At 73.0% G+C, this 20,791-nt stretch carries 16 protein-coding genes and 1 riboswitch; of the genes, 11 read left to right on the top strand and 5 right to left on the bottom strand.

The genetic code is table 11. The features are described 5' to 3' along the window. Positions 1-203: 203 nt before the first annotated feature. Positions 204-1,802 (bottom strand): ABC-F family ATP-binding cassette domain-containing protein, encoded by a 1,599-nt coding sequence (locus ACFYZB_RS04995; protein WP_351209498.1) that lies wholly within the window; start codon positions 1,800-1,802, stop codon positions 204-206. Positions 1,803-2,149: 347 nt separating this feature from the next. On the opposite strand from ACFYZB_RS04995, the gene ACFYZB_RS04990 reads away from it, so the two are divergent. Then, on the top strand, positions 2,150-2,563 hold the full coding sequence (locus ACFYZB_RS04990; protein WP_351209497.1) for a VOC family protein: 414 nt from the start codon (positions 2,150-2,152) through the stop codon (positions 2,561-2,563). Between the two features lie 16 nt (positions 2,564-2,579). On the opposite strand, the gene ACFYZB_RS04985 is transcribed toward ACFYZB_RS04990, so the two are convergent. The 3 genes from ACFYZB_RS04985 to ACFYZB_RS04975 all read right to left on the bottom strand — a co-directional run bounded on the left by ACFYZB_RS04985 (position 2,580) and on the right by ACFYZB_RS04975 (position 6,221). After that, positions 2,580-4,145 carry a hypothetical protein gene (locus tag ACFYZB_RS04985; RefSeq protein ID WP_388754418.1) on the bottom strand — a complete coding sequence of 522 codons (1,566 nt, stop codon included), beginning with the start codon at positions 4,143-4,145 and terminating at the stop codon, positions 2,580-2,582. 179 nt (positions 4,146-4,324) lie between these two features. Continuing rightward, a complete protein-coding gene (locus ACFYZB_RS04980; protein WP_388754416.1) occupies positions 4,325-5,452 on the bottom strand; it encodes an alpha/beta hydrolase in 1,128 nt (375 codons plus the stop codon). Between the two features lie 106 nt (positions 5,453-5,558). After that, positions 5,559-6,221 carry a class II aldolase/adducin family protein gene (locus ACFYZB_RS04975; RefSeq protein WP_388754413.1) on the bottom strand — a complete coding sequence of 221 codons (663 nt, stop codon included), beginning with the start codon at positions 6,219-6,221 and terminating at the stop codon, positions 5,559-5,561. Between the two features lie 145 nt (positions 6,222-6,366). On the opposite strand from ACFYZB_RS04975, the gene ACFYZB_RS04970 reads away from it, so the two are divergent. From ACFYZB_RS04970 to cobI, 10 genes are all read left to right on the top strand, one after another. Continuing rightward, a complete protein-coding gene (locus ACFYZB_RS04970; RefSeq protein ID WP_388754411.1) occupies positions 6,367-7,119 on the top strand; it encodes a lysozyme in 753 nt (250 codons plus the stop codon). Positions 7,120-7,265: 146 nt separating this feature from the next. Continuing rightward, a complete protein-coding gene (locus tag ACFYZB_RS04965) occupies positions 7,266-8,522 on the top strand; it encodes an anion permease (protein WP_388754408.1) in 1,257 nt (418 codons plus the stop codon). A 32-nt stretch (positions 8,523-8,554) separates the two neighbouring features. Then, entirely contained in the window at positions 8,555-8,782 is a 228-nt protein-coding gene (locus ACFYZB_RS04960; protein WP_351209491.1) for a hypothetical protein, read from the top strand. Between the two features lie 143 nt (positions 8,783-8,925). After that, a riboswitch (cobalamin riboswitch) is annotated at positions 8,926-9,068 on the top strand. 105 nt (positions 9,069-9,173) lie between these two features. Beyond that, entirely contained in the window at positions 9,174-10,139 is a 966-nt protein-coding gene (locus ACFYZB_RS04955) for a cobalamin biosynthesis protein (RefSeq protein WP_388754406.1), read from the top strand. Continuing rightward, positions 10,136-11,644, top strand: coding sequence for a cobyric acid synthase (locus tag ACFYZB_RS04950; RefSeq protein ID WP_388754403.1), 1,509 nt, complete (start codon positions 10,136-10,138; stop codon positions 11,642-11,644). Before ACFYZB_RS04955 ends, ACFYZB_RS04950 begins: the two co-directional genes overlap by 4 nt. Continuing rightward, positions 11,641-15,294 carry a cobaltochelatase subunit CobN gene (gene cobN, locus ACFYZB_RS04945; protein WP_388754400.1) on the top strand — a complete coding sequence of 1,218 codons (3,654 nt, stop codon included), beginning with the start codon at positions 11,641-11,643 and terminating at the stop codon, positions 15,292-15,294. Before ACFYZB_RS04950 ends, cobN begins: the two co-directional genes overlap by 4 nt. Further along, positions 15,291-17,297 carry a putative cobaltochelatase gene (locus tag ACFYZB_RS04940; protein WP_388754398.1) on the top strand — a complete coding sequence of 669 codons (2,007 nt, stop codon included), beginning with the start codon at positions 15,291-15,293 and terminating at the stop codon, positions 17,295-17,297. Before cobN ends, ACFYZB_RS04940 begins: the two co-directional genes overlap by 4 nt. Then, positions 17,297-17,896 carry a cob(I)yrinic acid a,c-diamide adenosyltransferase gene (gene cobO / locus ACFYZB_RS04935; protein ID WP_388754396.1) on the top strand — a complete coding sequence of 200 codons (600 nt, stop codon included), beginning with the start codon at positions 17,297-17,299 and terminating at the stop codon, positions 17,894-17,896. The genes ACFYZB_RS04940 and cobO overlap by 1 nt, the downstream gene beginning before the upstream one ends. Beyond that, on the top strand, positions 17,893-19,269 hold the full coding sequence (locus tag ACFYZB_RS04930; protein ID WP_388754394.1) for a cobyrinate a,c-diamide synthase: 1,377 nt from the start codon (positions 17,893-17,895) through the stop codon (positions 19,267-19,269). The genes cobO and ACFYZB_RS04930 overlap by 4 nt, the downstream gene beginning before the upstream one ends. After that, on the top strand, positions 19,266-20,015 hold the full coding sequence (gene cobI / locus ACFYZB_RS04925) for a precorrin-2 C(20)-methyltransferase (RefSeq protein ID WP_388754392.1): 750 nt from the start codon (positions 19,266-19,268) through the stop codon (positions 20,013-20,015). The genes ACFYZB_RS04930 and cobI overlap by 4 nt, the downstream gene beginning before the upstream one ends. Positions 20,016-20,041: 26 nt before the next feature. Here the strand turns inward: cobI and ACFYZB_RS04920 are convergent, their stop codons facing one another. Next, on the bottom strand, positions 20,042-20,776 hold the full coding sequence (locus ACFYZB_RS04920) for a ZIP family metal transporter (protein ID WP_351209483.1): 735 nt from the start codon (positions 20,774-20,776) through the stop codon (positions 20,042-20,044). Between the last annotated feature and the right edge of the window lie 15 nt (positions 20,777-20,791).

Here is a 20,791-nt window from a genome sequence, read left to right as displayed (position 1 = left end):
GGTGTCGAGGGGGCCGAACGGGTGGATTCGCGAAGTGCCAGGTCAGGGGCGCGAAACGGCCGACCCCTTGGCACGCAAGGGATCGGCCGGAAAATGCGTGTACGACACACCCCGATACGAGGAGATCTCACACAGATGATGGATCACGGATGAGCCGAATGATCCATCCGCAGTGGATCAGTACGCAGTGGTTCGGGCTTCGGTCAGGCCAGGGCGACGAGATCCGCGTAGTCGGAGCCCCACAGGTCCTCGACGCCGTCCGGGAGGAGGATGATCCGCTCCGGCTGGAGCGCCTCGACGGCGCCCTCGTCGTGGGTGACGAGGACGACCGCACCCTTGTAGGTGCGCAGGGCGCCGAGGATCTCCTCGCGGCTGGCGGGGTCGAGGTTGTTGGTCGGCTCGTCGAGCAGGAGCACGTTCGCCGAGGAGACGACCAGCGTCGCCAGGGCGAGACGGGTCTTCTCGCCGCCGGAGAGGACACCGGCCGGCTTGTCGACGTCGTCGCCGGAGAAGAGGAACGAGCCGAGCACCTTGCGGACCTCGACCAGGTCCATGTCGGGGGCGGCCGAGCGCATGTTCTCCAGGACCGTGCGGTCGGGGTCCAGGGTCTCGTGCTCCTGGGCGTAGTAGCCGAGCTTGAGGCCGTGGCCGGGGACGACCTGCCCGGTGTCGGGCTTCTCCACGCCGCCGAGCAGGCGCAGCAGGGTGGTCTTGCCGGCGCCGTTGAGGCCGAGGATGACGACGCGGGAGCCCTTGTCGATGGCGAGGTCGACGTCGGTGAAGATCTCCAGCGAGCCGTACGACTTCGACAGGCCCTCGGCCATCAGCGGGGTCTTGCCGCAGGGCGAGGGCTCCGGGAAGCGCAGCTTGGCGACCTTGTCGGACATCCGGACCTCTTCGAGGCCGGAGAGCAGCTTCTCGGCGCGGCGCGCCATGTTCTGCGCGGCGACCGTCTTGGTGGCCTTGGCGCGCATCTTGTCGGCCTGGGCGTTGAGGGCGGCGGCCTTCTTCTCGGCGTTGGCCCGCTCCCGCTTGCGGCGCTTCTCGTCCGCCTCGCGCTGCTGCTGGTAGAGCTTCCAGCCCATGTTGTAGATGTCGATCGCGGACCGGTTGGCGTCCAGGTAGAACACCTTGTTCACCACGGTGTCGACCAGATCGACGTCGTGGCTGATCACGATGAACCCGCCGCGGTAGGTCTTCAGGTAGTCCCGCAGCCAGATGATCGAGTCCGCGTCAAGGTGGTTGGTCGGCTCGTCGAGGAGCAGGGTGTCGGCGTCCGAGAACAGGATCCGGGCCAGCTCGATACGGCGGCGCTGACCACCGGAGAGGGTGTGCAGCGGCTGGCCGAGGACGCGGTCGGGCAGGTTCAGTGCGGCGGCGATGGTGGCGGCCTCGGCCTCGGCGGAGTACCCGCCCTTGGTGAGGAACTCCGTCTCCTGGCGCTCGTACTGCTTGAGGGCCTTCTCGCGGGTGGCGCCCTTGCCGTTCGCGATGCGCTCCTCGTTCTCGCGCATCTTGCGGATCAGCACGTCGAGGCCGCGCGCGGAGAGGATGCGGTCGCGGGCGAGGACGTCGAGGTCGCCGGTGCGGGGGTCCTGCGGGAGGTAGCCGACCTCGCCTGAGCGGGTGATCTGGCCGGCGGCCGGGATGCCCTCGCCGGCCAGGCACTTCGTGAGGGTGGTCTTTCCGGCGCCGTTGCGGCCGACGAGGCCGATGCGGTCTCCCTTGGCGACACGGAAGGTGGCGTTCTCGATGAGGACGCGCGCACCGGCGCGCAGCTCGATACCGGAGGCGGAGATCACGGACAGACTCCAGAGCGTACAGGGATTGACGGGTGGGCGGCTGAGGACGTTCCCGCCGTCTAATGCGCGAGGAGAATGGCCATGGGGAGAAGTCTAACGGGGGTGTGCAAGCGGTTTTCTACGTCCGTGCGTTCGGTCCGTGCCCCGGAGATCGTCGCGGGAGATCGTCGCCGACGGGCGGGCGGTGCGGCGGCCGCCGCTTCGCTCCTGGGGCGGTGGGGGAGGTGCCGGGCCTGGACGCACGTTCGTCATGAAGCTGTGCCGACACGTTGAGCCGAGGCGTTGTCAGTGGCGGCTGCGAGACTGAACGGGACGCCGGAGAACCGACGCACGAAGGAGTGATCGGCATGGCAGGCACGGGAGGCGCACGGCCGAGTCTCTACCCCACGCTGCTGTACGCGGACGCGAAGGCGGCGATCAGGCAGCTCACGGAGGCCCTCGGCTTCACCGAGCTGTCGGTGTACGAGACGGAGGACGGCAAGGTGATGCACGCCGAGCTGGTCCAGGGCAACGGCGCGGTGATGATCGGCTCCAAGGGGCGGGGCGGCCTGTTCGACACCGCGATGAAGGACGCCGGACCCGCCGGGGTGTACGTCGTCGTGGACGACGTGGACGCCCACCACCAGCGGGCCCTGGAGCACGGCGTGGAGATCCTGATGCCCCCGACGGACCAGGACTACGGCTCGCGGGACTACATGGCCCGCGACACCGAGGGCAACCTCTGGAGCTTCGGGACCTACGCCCCCGAGATCGGCGCCTGAGCGGCCCCCGCGCCGCTCATCCCCCGGTGTGCACCTGGAAGGCGGCCCGGCGCACGGCCTTGGCCAGGGCCGGGTCGGGATGCGCGGCGGCGAGCGCGACCAGGACCTGCACCGTGCGCGGGTGCCCGACGGCGCGGACCTCGTCGAGCAGCTGGGGGACGGTGGGCTGCACCGCGGACTCCAGATGCCGGACCAGCATCGGCGACTCGCCGTGGTCGGCGACGGCGGCGGCGGTGTCCACCCACAGCCAGGTCGCCTCCTGCCGGGTGAGGACCTCGTGGGCGTCCTCCGGGTCGACCCCGTCGTGCTCGGCGAGCCACAGCAGGGCGTAGGGCCGGAGGGCGGGCTCGTCCACGACGGCGCGTACGTCGGGCTCGGCGGGGGCGCCGACGACGCGCAGCGCTTCGAAGGCCAGGCCGCGCAGCAGGGCGTCCTCGCCGCGCGCGGCACGGATCAGCTCGGTGACGGCGTCGCCGACCGTGCGGGCGGCGAGCCAGGCGCGGTATTCGGCGCGGGCGGCGTTGGGGCGGAGCTGGGCACAGCCGCGGAGCATGTCCTCGGCGGACTGCTCGATGTTGCCGGCCGGGCTCTGCGCGGCCACGCAGATCTGCTCCAGCTTGACCCACACCGCCCAGCTGCCCAGGGGGGTGAGGGTGGCCTGGCCGGCGCCGTAGGTCAGCGCGCCGACCGAGGCGAGGGCCCGCAGTGCCCAGTCGAGGAGGGGAGCGAGCGGGGTGTCGCCGGTGGGCGCGGGGTCCCCCGGAACGACGGCCACGAGTTCCGCCGTGCTCGGGGAGCCGCCCGCCGGGCGCCCGTGTCCCGGCTCGGACGGCTGCCGGGCGGCCGGCACGGTCGGCAGAGCGGTGCCGGGCTCGACGGGCGCCACGGTTCCGGGCTCGGCGAGCCGTGCGGTGCCGGGCTCGACGGGCCGTGGTGTGCCGGGCTCGTAGGGGATCTCGCAGCGTTCGGTGCGCAGTTCGGTGACCCGTTGCTGGAGCAGGTCGAGGAGCTGCTCGACCGGGACCGGCCCGGCGGACAGCTGGAGGAAGGAGAGCACCTGGGGCATGGCCGAGACGACCTCGGCGACGGCGGCCGGCTCGTGCTCCTCGGGTTCCGGGGAGGCGAGCGACCAGGCGTCGAAGAGGGCGACCCAGCCGCGCAGTACGGCGCTGTCGTCGCGGTCCCAGGCGCGCAGCCGCCAGCCGGGGCGTGCGCTGTCGCCGTGCACCTCGACGAGTCCGGCGAGGCGTGCGGTGTCCCAGTCGGTGCGGACCTGAGCGACGCTCAGGCCGAGATCGGCGGCGGCGCGTCGGGCTGTGGCGTCGGAGAGGGTGGCCTTGCCGTCGGCGGTGGCACCGTCGCTGCCGGGGCCGAGTGCGGCGTCGGCCCAGCGAGCCACCCGCACCGGACCGGCCAGCCCGGTGCGGGCCATTCCGGCCAGTTCCGCGGGGGCGGGGGTGCCCTCCGGCGGACGGGGTGCGGGGCGGCGCGGGCGCCGCTGGTTCACAGCTCTGGGGGCGGCGGCCAGGGGTCGCGGTCGGACGAGTCGAAGCCTGGAGTCGCGCGGGATACGGGACGTCACGGGTGCAGTCTTCCGGTTGACGGTCCGAAAACCCAAACGGAATGTCACGGCGGGCGACGGGGCTGGCCAAGGCACGGGGTTCGGGCGGGCCGAGCGTGGTGATCAGGCCAGTCGTACGGCCTTAAACGGAATGCCCGGCACCGGGCCTTCCGGCGCCTGCCCGGGGACCGGGAGCGTGCTCACACCAGCGGGGTCAGAAAGCGGCGCAGCCGCTCCTCGTACTCCTTCGGGTCGGCGTTCCACATCGCCGCGTGCGGGGCCTGCGCCACGGTGTGCAGGGCGACCAGATCGGACCGGCGGTGGGCGAGCCGACGGGAGAACTCCCAGGGGGCGACCTCGTCGTCGGGCCCGTGGAAGATCAGGGTCGGCACGGTGAGCAGACCGGGGTCGCTGAACTCGGGGACCCGGTCGGTGTACAGGCCGGTCCGGCCCTGGGCGGCGCGCACCGCGAGCGGCAGCAGCGGCGGCGGGGTGCGGCGGGCCCGGGCGAGGGCGCGCAGCGTGGCCTCCCAGCTGAGCACCGGCGAGTCGAGGACCAGTCCGGCGATGCGCTCGCGCACCGGGGAGTGCTCGGCGGCGCGCAGGGCCATGGTGGCGCCGGTGGACCAGCCGAGCAGGACGACGCGGCGGGCGCCGCGACGGACGGCGTAGCGGATCGCCGCGTCCAGGTCGCGCCACTCGGTCTCGCCGAGGTGGTTCAGGCCGTCCGGCGGGCGCGGGGCACCGGGGTCTCCCCGGTAGGCGAGGGCGAGCACCGGCACCCGGCGGGCGTGCAGGGGGGCCATGAGGTTCATGGCCTGTTCCCGGGTGGCGCCGAGGCCGTGCACGGCGATCACCCAGGTCTCCCGGGCCCCGGGCACCAACCAGGCGGGCAGCTCGCCGAGTTCGCCGGGCACGTCGATGTCGGCGTGGTCGAGGCCGAGGGCGGTGCCAGGGTTGCCGATGTGCAGGATCGGGGTGAGCCACGCCGCGTCGCCGGGGGCGAAGGTGCCGTGGGTGACGCGTTCCAGGCGGCGTACGACGGTGTCGGCCTCGTGCCGGGCCGCCTCCAGGACGGGGCCGACGACCGCGTGGGAACCGTCGCCGGCGAGGCCGTAGCTGCCGGGGCGCAGCGAGGCCAGGTCGCGGGTGAGGGTGATCTGGCCGGCGCCGGTGCCGTGCACGGTGAGACGGGGTTCGGTGGGCAGCGGGCGGCCCGCGGGCGCCTTCAGCGCGGCGTCGCTGGCGATCCGGCCGGCGGCGACGGAGGCCATGCCGGCGGCCAGGACCGCGGTCACCGCGGTGGCGGTCGCTTTGACGGGGCGCACGGGTCCAGTGTCGTGGGGGTTGGGCCTACCGGCCAGTGGAGCGGCGGGCGGAGTCGAAAAGCTGCTGCCCGCCGCAGGGACCGGGGTCACAAGGAAATGGCAAGGTTCACCTCCGTTGGCCGTACCCCTTCAAGCGTTCCCCGACCTGAGCCAGTTGTGCCTCTGTCAGCAGGGAGGGGGCCAGGCCCGGTACCGAGGACGCCGTCAGCCACAGGCGGCACATCCACTCCAGTTGGGCGGTGCGGTCGTAGGCCTGGTCGAGGCCGGCGCCGTAGGTGAGCGTGCCGTGGTTCTGCAGCAGGCAGCCGGAGCGGCCGGCCAGGGCGCGGAGCATGTTCTCGGCGAGCTCGTCGGTGCCGTACGTGGCATAGGGGGCGACGCGCACGGGGCCGCCGAGGGCGGCGGCCATGTAGTGGACCAGCGGCAGCTCGGGCACGAGCGTGGAGACCGCGGTCGCGTGCACGGCGTGGGTGTGGACGACCGCGCGGGCGTCGGTGCTGCGGTAGACGGCGAGGTGCATGGCCAGCTCGCTGGTCGGCACCAGCGTGCCGAGCACCTGGCGTCCGGCGAGGTCGACGCCGGTGATGTCGTCCGGGGTGAGCCGGTCGTACGGCACACCGGACGGGGTGACGAGCACCAGGTCGCCGACGCGCGCCGAGACGTTCCCCGAGGTGCCGACCACCAGCCCGTCGGCTACCGTCCGCCGCGCCGTCGCGACCAGTTCCGCCCAGGTCCGTTCCTGTTCCGCGTCCCGCCGCTGTTCAGCCATGCCGCGATCCTGCCAGCCGCACCCCCGAACGGGTGGTTGTCGGCAGGAATCGCCGCACATGAGGCGCTGATTCGGTGATCGCCGGGCCTTCAATGGGCTGCCTGGCCCGCCGGACGACCTCTCGTCCGCCGACCCGGGGAGACACATGGCCCAGGTACGCACCCCTCTCCGTCGCCGCGCCGGTGTTCTCGTGGCGGCCACGGCGGCGCTCGCCCTCGCGGGCACCGCGCCCGCGGTGGCCGGACCTCTGGCACTGGTTGCGGGCAAGCCCCGGGGACACGACGTCTCCTCGCACCAGAAGCGCGTCGACTGGGCGGCCACCCGGTCCAGGGGCGCGCGGTTCGTATACGTCAAGGCGACCGAGTCCACGGACTACCGCAACCCCTACTTCTCCCAGCAGTACGACGGTGCACGCAAGGCGGGCCTGTACCGGGGCGCGTACCACTTCGCACTGCCGGACAGGTCCTCCGGCGCCCGGCAGGCCGCCTACTTCGTGCGGCACGGCGGGGACTGGCGGGCGGACGGCCGGACGCTGCCGCCAGCGCTCGACATCGAGTACAACCCGTACAGCAAGAGGCACAAGTGCTACGGGCTGGGCAGGAAGCGGATGGTCCGCTGGATCCGGTCCTTCAGCAACGAGGTCGAGCGGGAGACCGGCCGCCGCCCGGTGATCTACACGACGACCCAGTGGTGGCGGCTGTGCACCGGCAACAGCCGTGCGTTCTCGAAGAGCCACGCCCTGTGGATCGCCCGGCACGGCACCTCGCAGCCGGGGAAGCTGCCGGGCGGGTGGCGGTACTGGACGTTCTGGCAGTTCGGCAGCAGGGGCCGGCTGCCGGGTGACCAGGATCTCTTCAACGGCTCCGGGAGCCGGCTGCGGACCTTCGCGCGCGGTTGACAGCCAAGGGACGCCTGGGACGCCGGGGCCGAGCGGAACCGCAATCCCCCTCTACAGACACCCTGGCGCCCGACTCAGTTCATCTTCCGTTCACCCAGGTTGCCTACGGTCGTCCAGCCAATGACCTCGAACGATTGCCTGGGTAAATGGAAAGCTTCTCGCTGATCCTCGCGATAGTGGTGGTAACCGCTCTCGCGTTCGATTTCACGAACGGTTTCCACGACACCGCCAACGCGATGGCCACCACCATCTCCACAGGCGCCCTGAAGCCCAAGATCGCGGTGGTCATGTCCGCCGCCCTGAATCTGGTGGGCGCCTTCCTCTCCGTGGAGGTCGCCAACACGATCTCCAAGGGTCTCGTCGACGAGACCGGCATCCGTCCCGAGGTCATCTTCGCCGCCCTGGTCGGCGCGATCCTCTGGAACCTGCTGACCTGGCTGGTGGGCCTCCCCTCCAGCTCCTCGCACGCCCTGATGGGCGGCCTGATCGGCGCCACCGTCGCCTCCGCCGGCTTCGGCGCCGTGCACGGTGACGTCCTGGTCACCAAGGTGCTGCTCCCGGCGGTCGCCGCGCCGATCGTGGCGGGCCTCGCGTCGATGCTGGCCACCCGGTTCTCCTACGGCATCGGCGGCAAGGCCGAGGGCGAGGCCACCCGCAAGGGCTACCGCGCCGGCCAGATCGCCTCCGCCGGCCTGGTCTCCCTCGCCCACGGCACCAACGACGCGCAGAAGACGATGGGCATCATCACCCTCGCGCTGATCGCGGGCGGCGCCATCGCCCCGGGCTCCAACCCTCCCACCTGGGTCATCCTCTGCGCCGGCCTGGCCATCGCGCTCGGCACCTACATCGGCGGCTGGCGGATCATCCGCACCATGGGCAAGGGCCTGACCGACCTGGAGCCGCGCCAGGGCTTCGCCGCCCAGACCAGCGCCGCGACCGCCATCCTGGCCTCCTCCCACCTGGGCTTCTCCCTCTCCACCACGCATGTCGTCTCCGGCTCCGTGATGGGCGCAGGCCTCGGCCGCAAGGGCGGGGTGGTCCGCTGGTCCACCGCGACCCGCATGGCGATCGCCTGGGTGCTCACCCTTCCGGCCGCCGCGCTGGTCGGCGCGGGCGCCGAGTCCGTCACCGGCCTCGGTGACTGGGGCACCGCGGTGGTCGCCGTCCTCCTGGTCGCCGCGAGCGCCGGGATCTGGAAGATCTCCCGCCGCGAGGTCGTCGACCACACCAACGTGGTGGCCGAGACCGAGGAGCCGGCCGGTGTGGTGACCGCCGCCATCGCCGCGGTGACGCCGCCCCCGGCGGGCACGATCACCGAGGACCTGACGGCCACGATCCTCTCCCCGGCCGCCGCCGAGCCCGCGCCCGCCCCCGAGGCCGCCCCGCCGGCCGCCACCGTCTGACCCGGCCACACCGGTAACCAAGGAAGCAACCCATGAAGATCGACTGGTCGGCCCTCGGCTCCGTCCTCGGCGTCAGCCTCGTGTTCACGGTGGGCCTGGTGGCCCTGTTCACCCTCGGCATCAACGGTCTGGCGCGGCGCGAGAAGGCCGCGGCCCAGGGCGGCTCCGCCACCCTCGCCGTCACCGGCGCCTACGTCTGCTTCGCGGCCTGCGCGGCGGCGGTGGCGTACGGCATCTTCCTCATCGTCTCCAAGTCCTGACCGAGCACCACGAACCAGGCAGCCCGAAGGCTCCCCTCCGTCCGTGACGGAGGGGAGCCTTCTCCTTATGCCCACAGGTCACGGGCGCCCCACGATGTGGGGATCGGCACACTCTCCCCTCGCAGGTCAACGGCAAGTTGACGGCCGTTCGGGGCACGTGGTGGACTGCCCAGGCCATGTACGGCGGCAGGAGAGGAAGCCGGTGCGAATCCGGCGCGGTCCCGCCACTGTCACCGGGGAAAGAACCCCCGGGAGCCAGGAACTCTCACCGCCGAATCTCGTCGAACCAGGGCGCGGACACCCTGAGTGAGGACATCGATCGCCATGCCCGGCTGCCGAAGGACAAGGACCACCACCAGGCCCGCTCCTGTACCCACGGCCGGCTGAGCCGATGGGTGCCGACCGCAGTTACGCGTACGGCGCCGCCGCCGGCCTTCTCGGTGATCTGCTCCTCGGCGATCCGCGCCGCGGGCATCCGGTCGCCGTGTTCGGACGTGCGGCCGCTGCCGTGGACCGCGCGTTGTGGCACGACCACCGCGGCTGGGGCGCCGTGCACACCGCCGTGTGCGCCGGTGGCGCCGTCGCGCTCGGCACGCTGGCCGCACGCGCCGTACGCCCCTCCCCCGCCGCCTCCGTCGCGCTGACCGCCGCCGCCACCTGGGCCGTCGTGGGCGGTACTTCGCTCGCCCGCGAGGCCCGCACGATCGGGCGCGCCCTGGAGTCCGGGGACGTGGAGGCGGCGCGGGCGCGGCTGCCCCATCTGTGCGGCCGGGACCCGCGGGTGCTGGACGCCGACGGGATCGCCCGGGCCGTGGTCGAGTCGGTCGCCGAGAACACCTCCGACGCCGTGGTGGGCGCCCTGGTGTGGGGGGCCGTGGCCGGGGTGCCGGGGCTGCTCGGCTTCCGGGCCGTCAACACCCTGGACGCGATGGTCGGTCACAAGTCCCCCCGCTACCGCCGCTACGGCTGGGCCTCCGCCCGGCTCGACGACCTGGCCGGCTGGCCGGGTGCCCGGCTGACCGCCGTACTCGCCGCCACTGCCGGACCCGACCCGCGCGGTGCCCTGCGCGCCTGGCGGGCCGATGCCCGCAGGCACCCGAGCCCCAACGCCGGGCCCGTGGAGGCCTCGTTCGCCGGCGCGCTCGGCGTCCGCCTGGGCGGCACGCTCTCCTACGGCGGCCGCGTCGAGCACCGGCCCGTGCTCAACGGGGGCACCGGCCGGGCCGTCCGGGTCACCGACATCGACCGGGCCGTACGGCTCTCGCGTCGCGTCGGTCTGCTCGCGCTCGGCGGCACGGTCGCCGCGCGCCTCGTCGCCAGGGGTCTCGTCAAAGGTCTGAAGGGACGTGGGAAGTGAACGGGGGACTCCTCGTCGCCGGAACCACCTCCGACGCCGGCAAGAGCGTCGTGACGGCCGGGATCTGCCGGTGGCTGGTGCGCCAGGGTGTGAAGGTGGCGCCGTTCAAGGCGCAGAACATGTCGCTCAACTCCTTCGTGACCCGCGCGGGCGCGGAGATCGGCCGGGCCCAGGCCATGCAGGCCCAGGCCTGCCGGATCGAGCCGACCGCGCTGATGAACCCGGTGCTGCTCAAGCCGGGCGGCGAACAGAGCAGCCAGGTGGTGCTGCTGGGCAGGCCGGTGGGCGAACTGAGCGCGCGCGGGTACCACGGCGGACGGCAGCAGAAGCTGCTCGGCACGGTGCTGGACTGCCTGGCAGAGTTGCGGGGCACGTATGACGCGGTGATCTGTGAGGGCGCGGGCAGCCCGGCCGAGATCAATCTGCGCCGGACCGACATCGTGAACATGGGCATCGCGCGGGGTGCGCGGCTGCCCGTGCTGGTGGTGGGGGACATCGACCGCGGGGGCGTCTTCGCCTCCTTCTTCGGCACCGTGGCCCTGCTCTCGCCGGAGGACCAGGAGCTGGTCGCCGGGTTCCTGGTGAACAAGTTCCGCGGTGACGTCTCCCTGCTGGAGCCGGGGTTGGACATGCTCCGGGACCTCACCGGGCGGCGGACGTACGGCGTGCTGCCGTTCCGGCACGGGCTCGGCATCGACGAGGAGGACGGACTGCGGGTGTCCCTGCGCGGCACGGTCCGCGAGTCCGCCGTGACCCCGCCCGTCGGCGAGGACGTGCTGCGGGTCGCCGTGTGCGCGATCCCGCTGATGTCCAACTTCACGGACGTGGACGCGCTGGCCGCCGAACCGGGCGTCGTGGTGCGGTTCGTGGACCGTCCGGAGGAACTGGCGGACGCCGACCTTGCGGTGATCCCGGGCACGCGCGGGACCGTACGGGCCCTGGAGTGGCTGCGGGAGCGGGGGCTCGCGGACGCGCTCGTGCGGCGGGCCGCGGAAGGACGCCCGGTCCTCGGCATCTGCGGCGGCTTCCAGATCCTCGGCGAGCACATCGAGGACGAGGTCGAGTCGCGGGCCGGCGCGGTCGACGGCCTCGGCGTGCTGCCCGTACGGGTGCGGTTCGCCCGGGAGAAGACCCTGACCCGGCCGGCCGGCGAGGCCCTCGGCGAGCGGGTCGAAGGGTACGAGATCCACCACGGTGTCGCCGAAGTCACCGGCGGGGAAGCCTTCTTGGACGGCTGCCGGGTCGGCCAGGCCTGGGGCACGCACTGGCACGGCTCGCTGGAGTCGGACGGCTTCCGACGGGCCTTCCTGCGCGAGGTGGCCGCCGCCGCGGGCCGCCGCTTCGTGCCCGCGCCCGACACCTCCTTCGCCGCGCTGCGCGAGGAGCAGCTCGACCGGCTCGGCGACCTGATCGAACAGCACGCGGACACGGACGCGCTGTGGCGGCTCATCGAGTCGGGCGCGCCGCAAGGACTGCCTTTCATCCCACCGGGAGCGCCTGCATGAGCACAGTGTTGTTGTTGTCGACCGCCGACACGGATCTGCTGGCGGCCCGGGCCTCCGGTGCGGAGTACCGCATCGGCAACCCGACGCGGGTGGACGTCGGGCAGGAGCTGCCGGGCCTGATCGAGGGCGCGGACCTCGCCGTCGTACGGCTGCTGGGAGGCAAGCGCGCCTGGGAGGAGGGGCTGGCCGTGCTGCGGGCGTCCGGCGTCCCGACCGTGCTGCTGGGCGGCGAGACCGTCCCCGACGCCGAGCTGATGGCCGAGTCGTCGGTACCGGCCGGTGTGGTGGCGGAGGCACTGAAGTACCTGGTCGAGGGCGGGCCGGCGAACCTGCTGGAGCTGTCCCGGTTCCTGTCGGACACCGTGCTGCTGACCGGCGAGGGCTTCGAGGAGCCGCGGAAGATGCCGGAGTACGGCGTCCACGGCGATCGTGCCCTCGTCGACGGACGCCCGACCGTGGGCGTGCTCTTCTACCGGGCGCACGAGCTCAGCGGCAACACCGCCTTCGTGGACACCCTGTGCGACGCCATCGAGGCGAAGGGCGCCAACGCGCTTCCCGTGTACTGCGGTTCGCTGCGCGGTGCGGACGCCGGCCTCTACGAGCTGCTGGCCAAGGCCGACGCGCTGGTCGCGACCGTGCTGGCGGCCGGCGGCACCCACGCCTCGCAGGCCTCGGCCGGCGGCGACGAGGAGTCCTGGGACATCGGCGCGCTGGCCGATCTCGACATCCCGGTTCTTCAGGGGCTCTGTCTGACCTCGTCGAAGAAGGCCTGGGAGGAGTCCGACGCCGCGCTCTCCCCCATGGACGCGGCGATGCAGGTCGCGATCCCGGAGTTCGACGGCCGGCTGATCACCGTGCCGTTCTCCTTCAAGGAGCAGGGCCCGGACGAGGTCCCGGTGTACGCCGCCGACCCCGAGCGGGCCGCGCGGGTGGCCGGAATCGCCCTGCGGCACGCGCGGTTGAAGCACAAGCCGAACGCCGAGAAGAGGGTCGCGCTGGTCTTCACCGCGTACCCGACCAAGCACTCCCGGGTCGGCAACGCGGTCGGCCTGGACACGCCCGCGTCGGCGGTGCGCGTCCTGGACGCGCTCAGGGAGGCCGGCTACGGCGTCACCGAATACCCCTCCGGCGGCGACGAGTTGATCCACCGGCTGATCGAGGCCGGCGGCCATGACGTGGAGTGGCTGACCGAGGAGCAGCTGGCGGCGGCGCCCGCGCGGGTGCCGCTGGCCGACTACCGGGCCTGGTTCGAGAAGCTGGACCCGGACCTCAAGGGAGCCATGGTGGAGGCGTGGGGCGAGCCGCCGGGCTCGCTGTACGTCGACGGCGACGACATCGTGCTGGCGTCCCTCCCGTTCGGGAACGTCGTCGTCATGATCCAGCCGCCGCGCGGCTTCGGCGAGAACCCGATCGCGATCTACCACGACCCCGACATGCCGCCGTCGCACCACTACATGGCGGCGTACAGGTGGCTGGAGAACAGTTTCGGCGCGGACGCGATCGTGCACATGGGCAAGCACGGCACGATGGAGTGGCTGCCCGGCAAGGGGCTGGGGCTGTCGCGCGGGTGCGCGCCGGACGCCGTGCTCGGCGACCTGCCGCTGGTCTACCCGTTCATCGTCAACGACCCCGGCGAGGGCACCCAGGCCAAGCGGCGCGGGCACGCCACGGTGGTCGACCACCTGGTGCCGCCGATGGCGCGTGCGGACACCTACGGCGACCTGGCCAAGCTGGAACAGCTGCTGGACGAGTACGCGCTCGTCTCCGACCTGGACCCGGCGAAGGCCCCGGCCGTCCGCGCCCAGATCTGGACGCTGGTCAAGGCGGCCGAGCTGCACCACGACCTGCATGTGGACGAGCAGCCGGACGACGAGGCGTTCGACGAGTTCGTCATGCACATCGACGGCTATCTGTGCGAGATCAAGGACGTGCAGATCCGCGACGGCCTGCACATCCTCGGCGGCGGCCCGGTGGGCGAGCCGCGCGTGAACCTGGTGCTGGCGGTGCTGCGGGCGTCCCAGGTGTGGGGCGGGCAGGCGAACGCGCTGCCGGGGCTCAGGGCTTGTCTCGCCGCTCATTTCGGGCTGGCGGAGAAGGAGCTGCTCGCCGAGCCGGGCGCTCCGGTGAAGGTGCCGGTGGAGCTGACGGACCTGGTGGAGGGTCCGGCCCGTACGGCGTCCGACGCGATCGACCTGCTGGAGCAGCTGTGCCGGCGGATCGCGGAGGGCATGGAGGAGCGGGTCTGGGAGCGCGCGGCCGTGCCGGCGGTCCTGGGTGACGCCCTCGGCATCGAACTCCCGGATGCCGTGGCCGTGTTGGAGTTCGCCTGCGACGAGGTCGTGCCGCGGCTCGCCCGCACCACCGACGAGATCGGGCACATCCTGCGGGCCCTGGACGGCGGTTACGTCCCGGCGGGTCCGTCGGGATCGCCGACCCGCGGCCTGGTGAACGTGCTGCCGACCGGCCGGAACTTCTACTCGGTCGACCCCAAGGCGATCCCGTCGAGGCTGAGCTGGGAGGTCGGCCAGTCGCTGGCCGACTCCCTGGTGCAGCGGTATCTGCAGGACACGGGCGAGTACCCGAGGTCCGTCGGCCTGACCGTCTGGGGCACGTCCGCGATGCGCACCCAGGGTGACGACATCGCCGAGATCCTGGCGCTGCTGGGCTGCCGCCCGGTCTGGGACGACGCCTCGCGCCGGGTGACGGGCTTCGAGATCGTGCCCCTGGCGGAGCTGGGCCGGCCGCGCGTCGACGTCACGGTCCGCATCTCCGGCTTCTTCCGGGACGCGTTCCCGCACGTCGTCGGCCTGATCGACGACGCCGTACGGGCAGTGGCCGAGCTGGACGAGCCCGCCGGGAGCAACTTCGTGAAGGCGCACGCGGACGAGGACACCGCCGAGCACGGTGACCGGCGGCGCGCGACGGCCCGGATCTTCGGCTCGAAGCCCGGAGCGTACGGCGCCGGTCTGCTGCCGCTGATCGACGCCCGGAACTGGCGCAGCGACGCGGATCTGGCCGAGGTGTACGCCGTCTGGGGCGGTTACGCCTACGGCCGCGGGCTGGACGGGCGGGCGGCGCGCGGGGACATGGAGACCGCGTTCAAGCGGATCGCGGTCGCCGCGAAGAACGTCGACACCCGTGAGCACGACCTGGTCGACGCCGACGACTACTTCCAGTACCACGGCGGCATGGTGGCGATGGTGCGGCACCTGACCGGCGCCAACCCCGAGGCGTACGTGGGCGACAGCGCCGTACCGGACCAGGTGAGGACGCGCACGCTCGGCGAGGAGACCCACCGGGTCTTCCGGGCCCGGGTGGTCAACCCGCGCTGGATGGCGGCCATGCGCCGGCACGGTTACAAGGGCGCCTTCGAGATGGCGGCCACCGTGGACTACCTGTTCGGGTACGACGCCACCGCCGGCGTGGTCGACGACTGGATGTACGAGAAGCTCAGCGCGGAGTACGTCTTCGACCCGGAGAACCGGGACTTCATGAAGAAGTCCAACCCGTGGGCGCTGCGCGGCATCACCGAGCGGCTGCTGGAGGCGGCGGACCGGGGTCTGTGGGCCGAGCCCGACGCGGACACGCTGGAGCGGCTGCGCGCCACCTACCTTGAGCTGGAAGGCGACTTGGAGGGCGACGACCAGTGACCACCCCCTTCCCCTTTACGGCCGTCGTGGGCCAGGACGACCTGCGGCTCGCGCTGTTGCTGAACGCCGTGTCCCCGGCGGTCGGCGGTGTGCTGGTGCGCGGCGAGAAGGGCACGGCCAAGTCGACGGCGGTGCGCGCCCTTTCGGCGCTGCTGCCCGAGGTGGCCGTCGTCCCCGGCTGCCGGTTCTCCTGCGACCCGGCGGCACCGGATCCGTCGTGCCCGGACGGCCCGCACGAGCCGGGGCCGGGCGCCGGCCGGCCCGCGCGGATGGTCGAGCTGCCCGTCGGCGCCTCCGAGGACCGGCTGGTCGGTGCGCTGGACATCGAGCGGGCGCTCGCGGAGGGCGTGAAGGCGTTCGAGCCGGGCCTGCTGGCCGACGCGCACCGCGGGATCCTGTACGTCGACGAGGTCAACCTGCTCCACGACCACCTGGTCGACCTGCTGCTGGACGCGGCGGCGATGGGCGCCTCGTACGTGGAGCGCGAGGGTGTGTCGGTGCGGCACGCGGCCCGCTTCCTGCTCGTGGGCACCATGAACCCGGAGGAGGGAGAGCTCAGGCCCCAGCTCCTGGACCGGTTCGGGCTCACCGTGGAGGTCGCCGCCTCGCGGGAGCCGGACCAGCGGGTGGAGGTCGTGCGGCGCCGGCTGGCGTACGACGACGACCCGGCCGGCTTCGCCGCGCGGTGGGCCGAGGAGGAGGCCGCCGTACGGCAACGGATCGTCGCGGCACGGGAGTTGCTGCCGCAGGTGCGGCTGGGCGACGGCGCGCTGCGGCAGATCGCGGCGACCTGCGCGGCCTTCGAGGTGGACGGCATGCGGGCCGACATCGTGATGGCGCGTACGGCGACCGCGCTGGCCGCGTGGGCCGGACGGACCGACGTACTCGCCGAGGACGTACGGCAGGCCGCGCTGCTCGCGCTGCCGCACCGCAGGCGCCGTAACCCCTTCGACGCCCCGGGTCTGGACGAGGACAAGCTGGACGAGACGCTGGAGCAGTTCTCCGGTGAGGGTGAGGGTGACGACGATCCCGATCCCGGCCCTGATGGGCCCGGAGGTGGTGGTGGCCGGCCCACGCCCGACTCCGGTCCGCAGGGCGACGGGGACACCGCCGCGCGGCCCGAGTCCGGTGAGGGCGAAAAACCGCAGGCGTCCGGCGCCGGGGAGCAGTCGGCCGTACGGGCCGCCGAGCCGTTCCGGACCAGGGTGCTGAGCGTGCCCGGGATCGGGGAGGGGGCCGCCGGGCGGCGGTCGCGGGCGCGTACCGAGCATGGGCGGACCACCGGGGCCCGGCGGCCGCAGGGCGCGCTGACCAGGCTCCACCTGACCGCCACCGTGCAGGCCGCGGCCCCGCACCAGCGGGCGCGCGGCCGGTCGGGGCCGGGGCTGGTGCTCCGCCGGGACGATCTGCGGCAGGCCACCCGGGAGGGGCGTGAGGGCAACCTCGTGCTCTTCGTCGTGGACGCCTCCGGGTCGATGGCGGCGCGGCAGCGGATGAGCGCCGTGAAGGGTGCCGTGCTGTCGCTGCTGCTGGACGCCTACCAGCGGCGGGACAAGGTGGGGCTGGTGACCTTCCGGGGGGCGGCCGCGGAGGTGGCGCTGCCGCCGACCTCGTCCGTGGACGCGGCGGCGGCCCGGCTGGAGTCCCTGCCGACCGGGGGCCGGACGCCGCTCGCCGCCGGGCTGCTCAGGGCGCACGAGGTGCTGCGCGTGGAGCGGCTGCGGGATCCGGCGCGCCGGGCGCTGGTGGTCGTGGTGACCGACGGGCGGGCCACGGGCGGCCCCGAGCCGGTCGCGCTGGCCGGGCGTGCGGCGCGGTTGTTCGCGGCCGAGGGGACCGCCTGCGTGGTCGTGGACTGCGAGTCGGGGCCGGTGCGGCTCGGGCTCGCCGGGCAGCTCGCGGGTGAGCTGGGCGGTGCGGCCGTCACGCTGGACGAGCTGCGGGCTGATGCGATCGCCGGGCTCGTGAGAGATGTGCAGGGGACTTCGAGGAGGGCCGCGTAATGCCGCAGGGACAGCCGAGTGTCGTACCCGATGACGGTCTGACGACGCGCCAGCGGCGGAACCGGCCGCTCGTCGTCGTGCACACCGGGATCGGCAAGGGCAAGTCGACCGCGGCGTTCGGGCTCGCGCTGCGCGCCTGGAACCAGGGGTGGCCCATCGGGGTGTTCCAGTTCGTCAAGTCGGCGAAGTGGAAGGTCGGCGAGGAGAACGCGCTGCGCGTGCTCGGCGCCTCCGGCGAGGGCGGGAGCGTCGCCTGGCACAAGATGGGCGAGGGCTGGTCGTGGGTGCAGCGGGGCCGGCAGATGGACAACGAGGAGAAGGCCCGGGAGGGCTGGGAGCAGGTCAAGCGGGACCTGGCGGCCGAGACGTACCGGCTGTACGTGCTGGACGAGTTCGCCTACCCCATGCACTGGGGGTGGGTGGACACCGATGAGGTGATCTCCGTGTTGCGGGACCGTCCCGGGACCCAGCATGTCGTGATCACCGGGCGCAACGCGCCGGAGAAGCTGGTGGACTTCGCCGACCTCGTCACCGACATGTCCAAGGTCAAGCACCCCATGGACGTGGGGCAGAAGGGGCAGAAGGGCATCGAGTGGTGACATCGTCGGTACCCCGGCTGGTCATTGCCGCGCCTTCCTCGGGCAGCGGCAAGACCACCGTCGCCACGGGGCTGATGGCCGCGTTCGCCGCGCGGGGACTCGCGGTGTCCCCGCACAAGGTCGGGCCGGACTACATCGACCCCGGGTACCACACGCTCGCCACCGGGCGGGTGGGGCGCAACCTGGACGCGTACCTGTGCGGGCCGGAGCTGGTCGCTCCGCTGTTCCTGCACGGGGCGCGGGGGTGCGACCTCGCCGTGGTCGAGGGTGTGATGGGGCTGTACGACGGTGCGGCGGGCGAGGGTGAACTCGCGTCCACCGCTCATGTCGCCAAACTGCTGCGGGCGCCGGTGGTGCTGGTCGTGGACGCGTCGTCGCAGTCGCGGTCGGTGGCGGCGCTGGTGCACGGGTTCGCCTCCTGGGATCCGGAGGTGCGGGTCGGGGGCGTGATCCTGAACAAGGTGGGCTCCGAGCGGCATGAGTCGCTGCTGCGGGAGGCGTTGGACTCGGCGGGGGTGCCGGTGCTGGGCGCCTTGCGGCGGGCTGAGCAGGTCTCTACGCCTTCTCGGCATCTGGGGTTGGTGCCGGTCGCCGAACGGCGTTCTGCCGCGGTCGGGGCCGTGGCGGCGATGGCCGCGCAGGTCTCCGCCGGTTGCGACCTGGACGCGCTGGAGGCACTTGCCCGTACTGCGGGCGCCGTACCGGGGGGCTCCACCCCCTGGACCCCCGATTTCCCACCCGCCCACCCGAAACTGTCGGCCGAACGGCGCGCGCCCGTCGTCGCCGTCGCCGGCGGTCCCGCCTTCACCTTCTCCTACGCCGAGCACACCGAGCTGCTCACCGCCGCCGGGGCCGAGGTCGTCACCTTCGATCCGCTCCGCGATGAGCAACTGCCCGAGGACACCGCCGGGTTGGTCGTAGGTGGCGGCTTCCCCGAGGTGTACGCCGCCGAGCTGTCCGCCAACGAGCCGCTGCGCAAGGCCATCGCCGAGCTGGCCCTCTCCGGCGCCCCCGTGGCCGCCGAATGTGCCGGACTGCTCTACCTGTGCCGGGAGCTGGACGGGCGGCCGATGTGCGGGGTGCTGGACGCCACCGCGCGGATGACGGAACGGCTCACCCTGGGCTACCGGGACGCCGTGGCCGTCGGGGACAGTTCGCTGGCCGCCGCGGGGACGCGGATGCGGGGGCACGAGTTTCATCGCACCGTCGTCGAGCCCGGTGCCGGGGCCGCTCCGGCGTGGGGGGTGCGGGCGCCCGTGCGGCGGGTCGAAGGTTTCGTACAGCGGGGCGTGCACGCGAGTTATCTGCACACGCACTGGGCGTCCGAGCCCGGTGTCGCCCATCGGTTCGTGGAGAGGTGCCGGACGTCATGAGCAGCAGGCTGGTCGGGGTCGGGGTCGGCCCCGGTGATCCGGAGCTGGTGACCGTGAAGGGGGTCAACGCGCTGCGGGCCGCCGATGTCGTCGTCGTACCGGTGATGGGTGCGTCCGATGGAAGGGACGGGGGCGAGCGGGGACGGGCCGAGGCGACCGTGTTGCACTACGTGCCCGAGGACAAGGTCGTCCGGGTGGTGTTCGCGCTGAACGAGCGGACCGACCGGGCGCGGCGGGAGGCCGCCTGGGACGCGGCGGGGGCCACCGTCGCCGGGCTGCTGGAGCGGCACGCGTCCGTCGCCTTCGCCACCATCGGCGATCCGAACGTGTACTCGACGTTCACCTATCTCGCGCAGACGATCGCCGAGCTGGTGTCGGGTGTGGTCGTGGAGACCGTGCCCGGGATCACCGCCATGCAGGATCTGGCGGCCCGGTCCGGTGCCGTGCTGACCGAGGGCACCGAGCCGCTGACGCTGGTGCCGGTGACGGCCGGGTCCGCCGTGCTCAAGGAGGCGCTGGCCGGGCCGGGGACCGTCGTGGCGTACAAGTTCGGGCGGCAGGCCGCCGAGGTCGCCGAGGCGCTGGAGGAGAACGGGCGGCTGGCGGACGCCGTCTGGGGTTCGGCGCTGGGGCTGCCGGAGGAGTCGGTGCGGCCGGCCGCCGAGCTGGACGGGACGCCGTTGCCGTATCTGTCGACGCTGATCGCGCCCCCGCGGCGGGACGGCGGCCGGGGCGGGAAGCTGTGAACGGCACCCGGGGGGCGGCCGCCCGGTCAGCCGCCGGACAGACCGACCACCAGCCAGATGAAGGCCGCGCCCGCCACCGTGCACAGCAGGGTGGAGCGCGCGGGGTGCTCGTGGTGGGCCTCGGGCAGGATCTCGGCGGCGGCGAGGTAGAGCAGGACGCCGCCGAAGAGGCCCAGGTAGCCGCCGAGCGCCGCCTCGGGGATGTGGAAGAAAGCGGTCGACAGCGCACCCAGCACGGGTGCGCAGGCGTCGGCCACCAGCATCGCGATCGCCCGGCGGCGGGCGTTGCCGTACAGGCTCGTGATGGTGAAGGTGTTGAAGCCGTCGGCGAAGTCGTGCGCGATCACGGCGAGCGCCACGGCCGCGCCCATGCCCCCGCCGACCTGGAAGGCCGCGCCGATCGCCACGCCGTCCATCGCGCTGTGGCCCACCATCGCGGCGGCCGCCACGAGGCCCACCTCGGGCGCCCGGTGGTTGTGCCCCTCGGCGCCGCCGTGCGCGGCCTGCCGGGCGGCCAGGGTGCGTTCCACCATGTGGGCGAGGAGAAAACCGGCCACGAACAGCAGCAGGGCAGCCGGTACGCCGAAGATCTCGCCCCCGGCCGCGTGCAGCGCCTCCGGCAGCAGGTCCAGGCCGACCACACCCAGCATCAGACCGCCGGCCAGGCCCAGGACCAGGTGCCGCCGGTCGGTCACGCGCTGCGCCGTCCAGCCGCCGGCCAGCGTCATCAGGAACGCGCCGAGCGCGACGAAGACCGCCATAGGCCCTTGCTATCC

This window comes from Streptomyces sp. NPDC001852, assembly GCF_042891825.1.
In the GTDB taxonomy this organism is placed as follows: Bacteria; Actinomycetota; Actinomycetes; order Streptomycetales; family Streptomycetaceae; genus Streptomyces.
The sequence above is the reverse complement of the archived record's forward strand: the minus strand, read 5'-3'. Positions and strand labels throughout refer to the sequence as shown.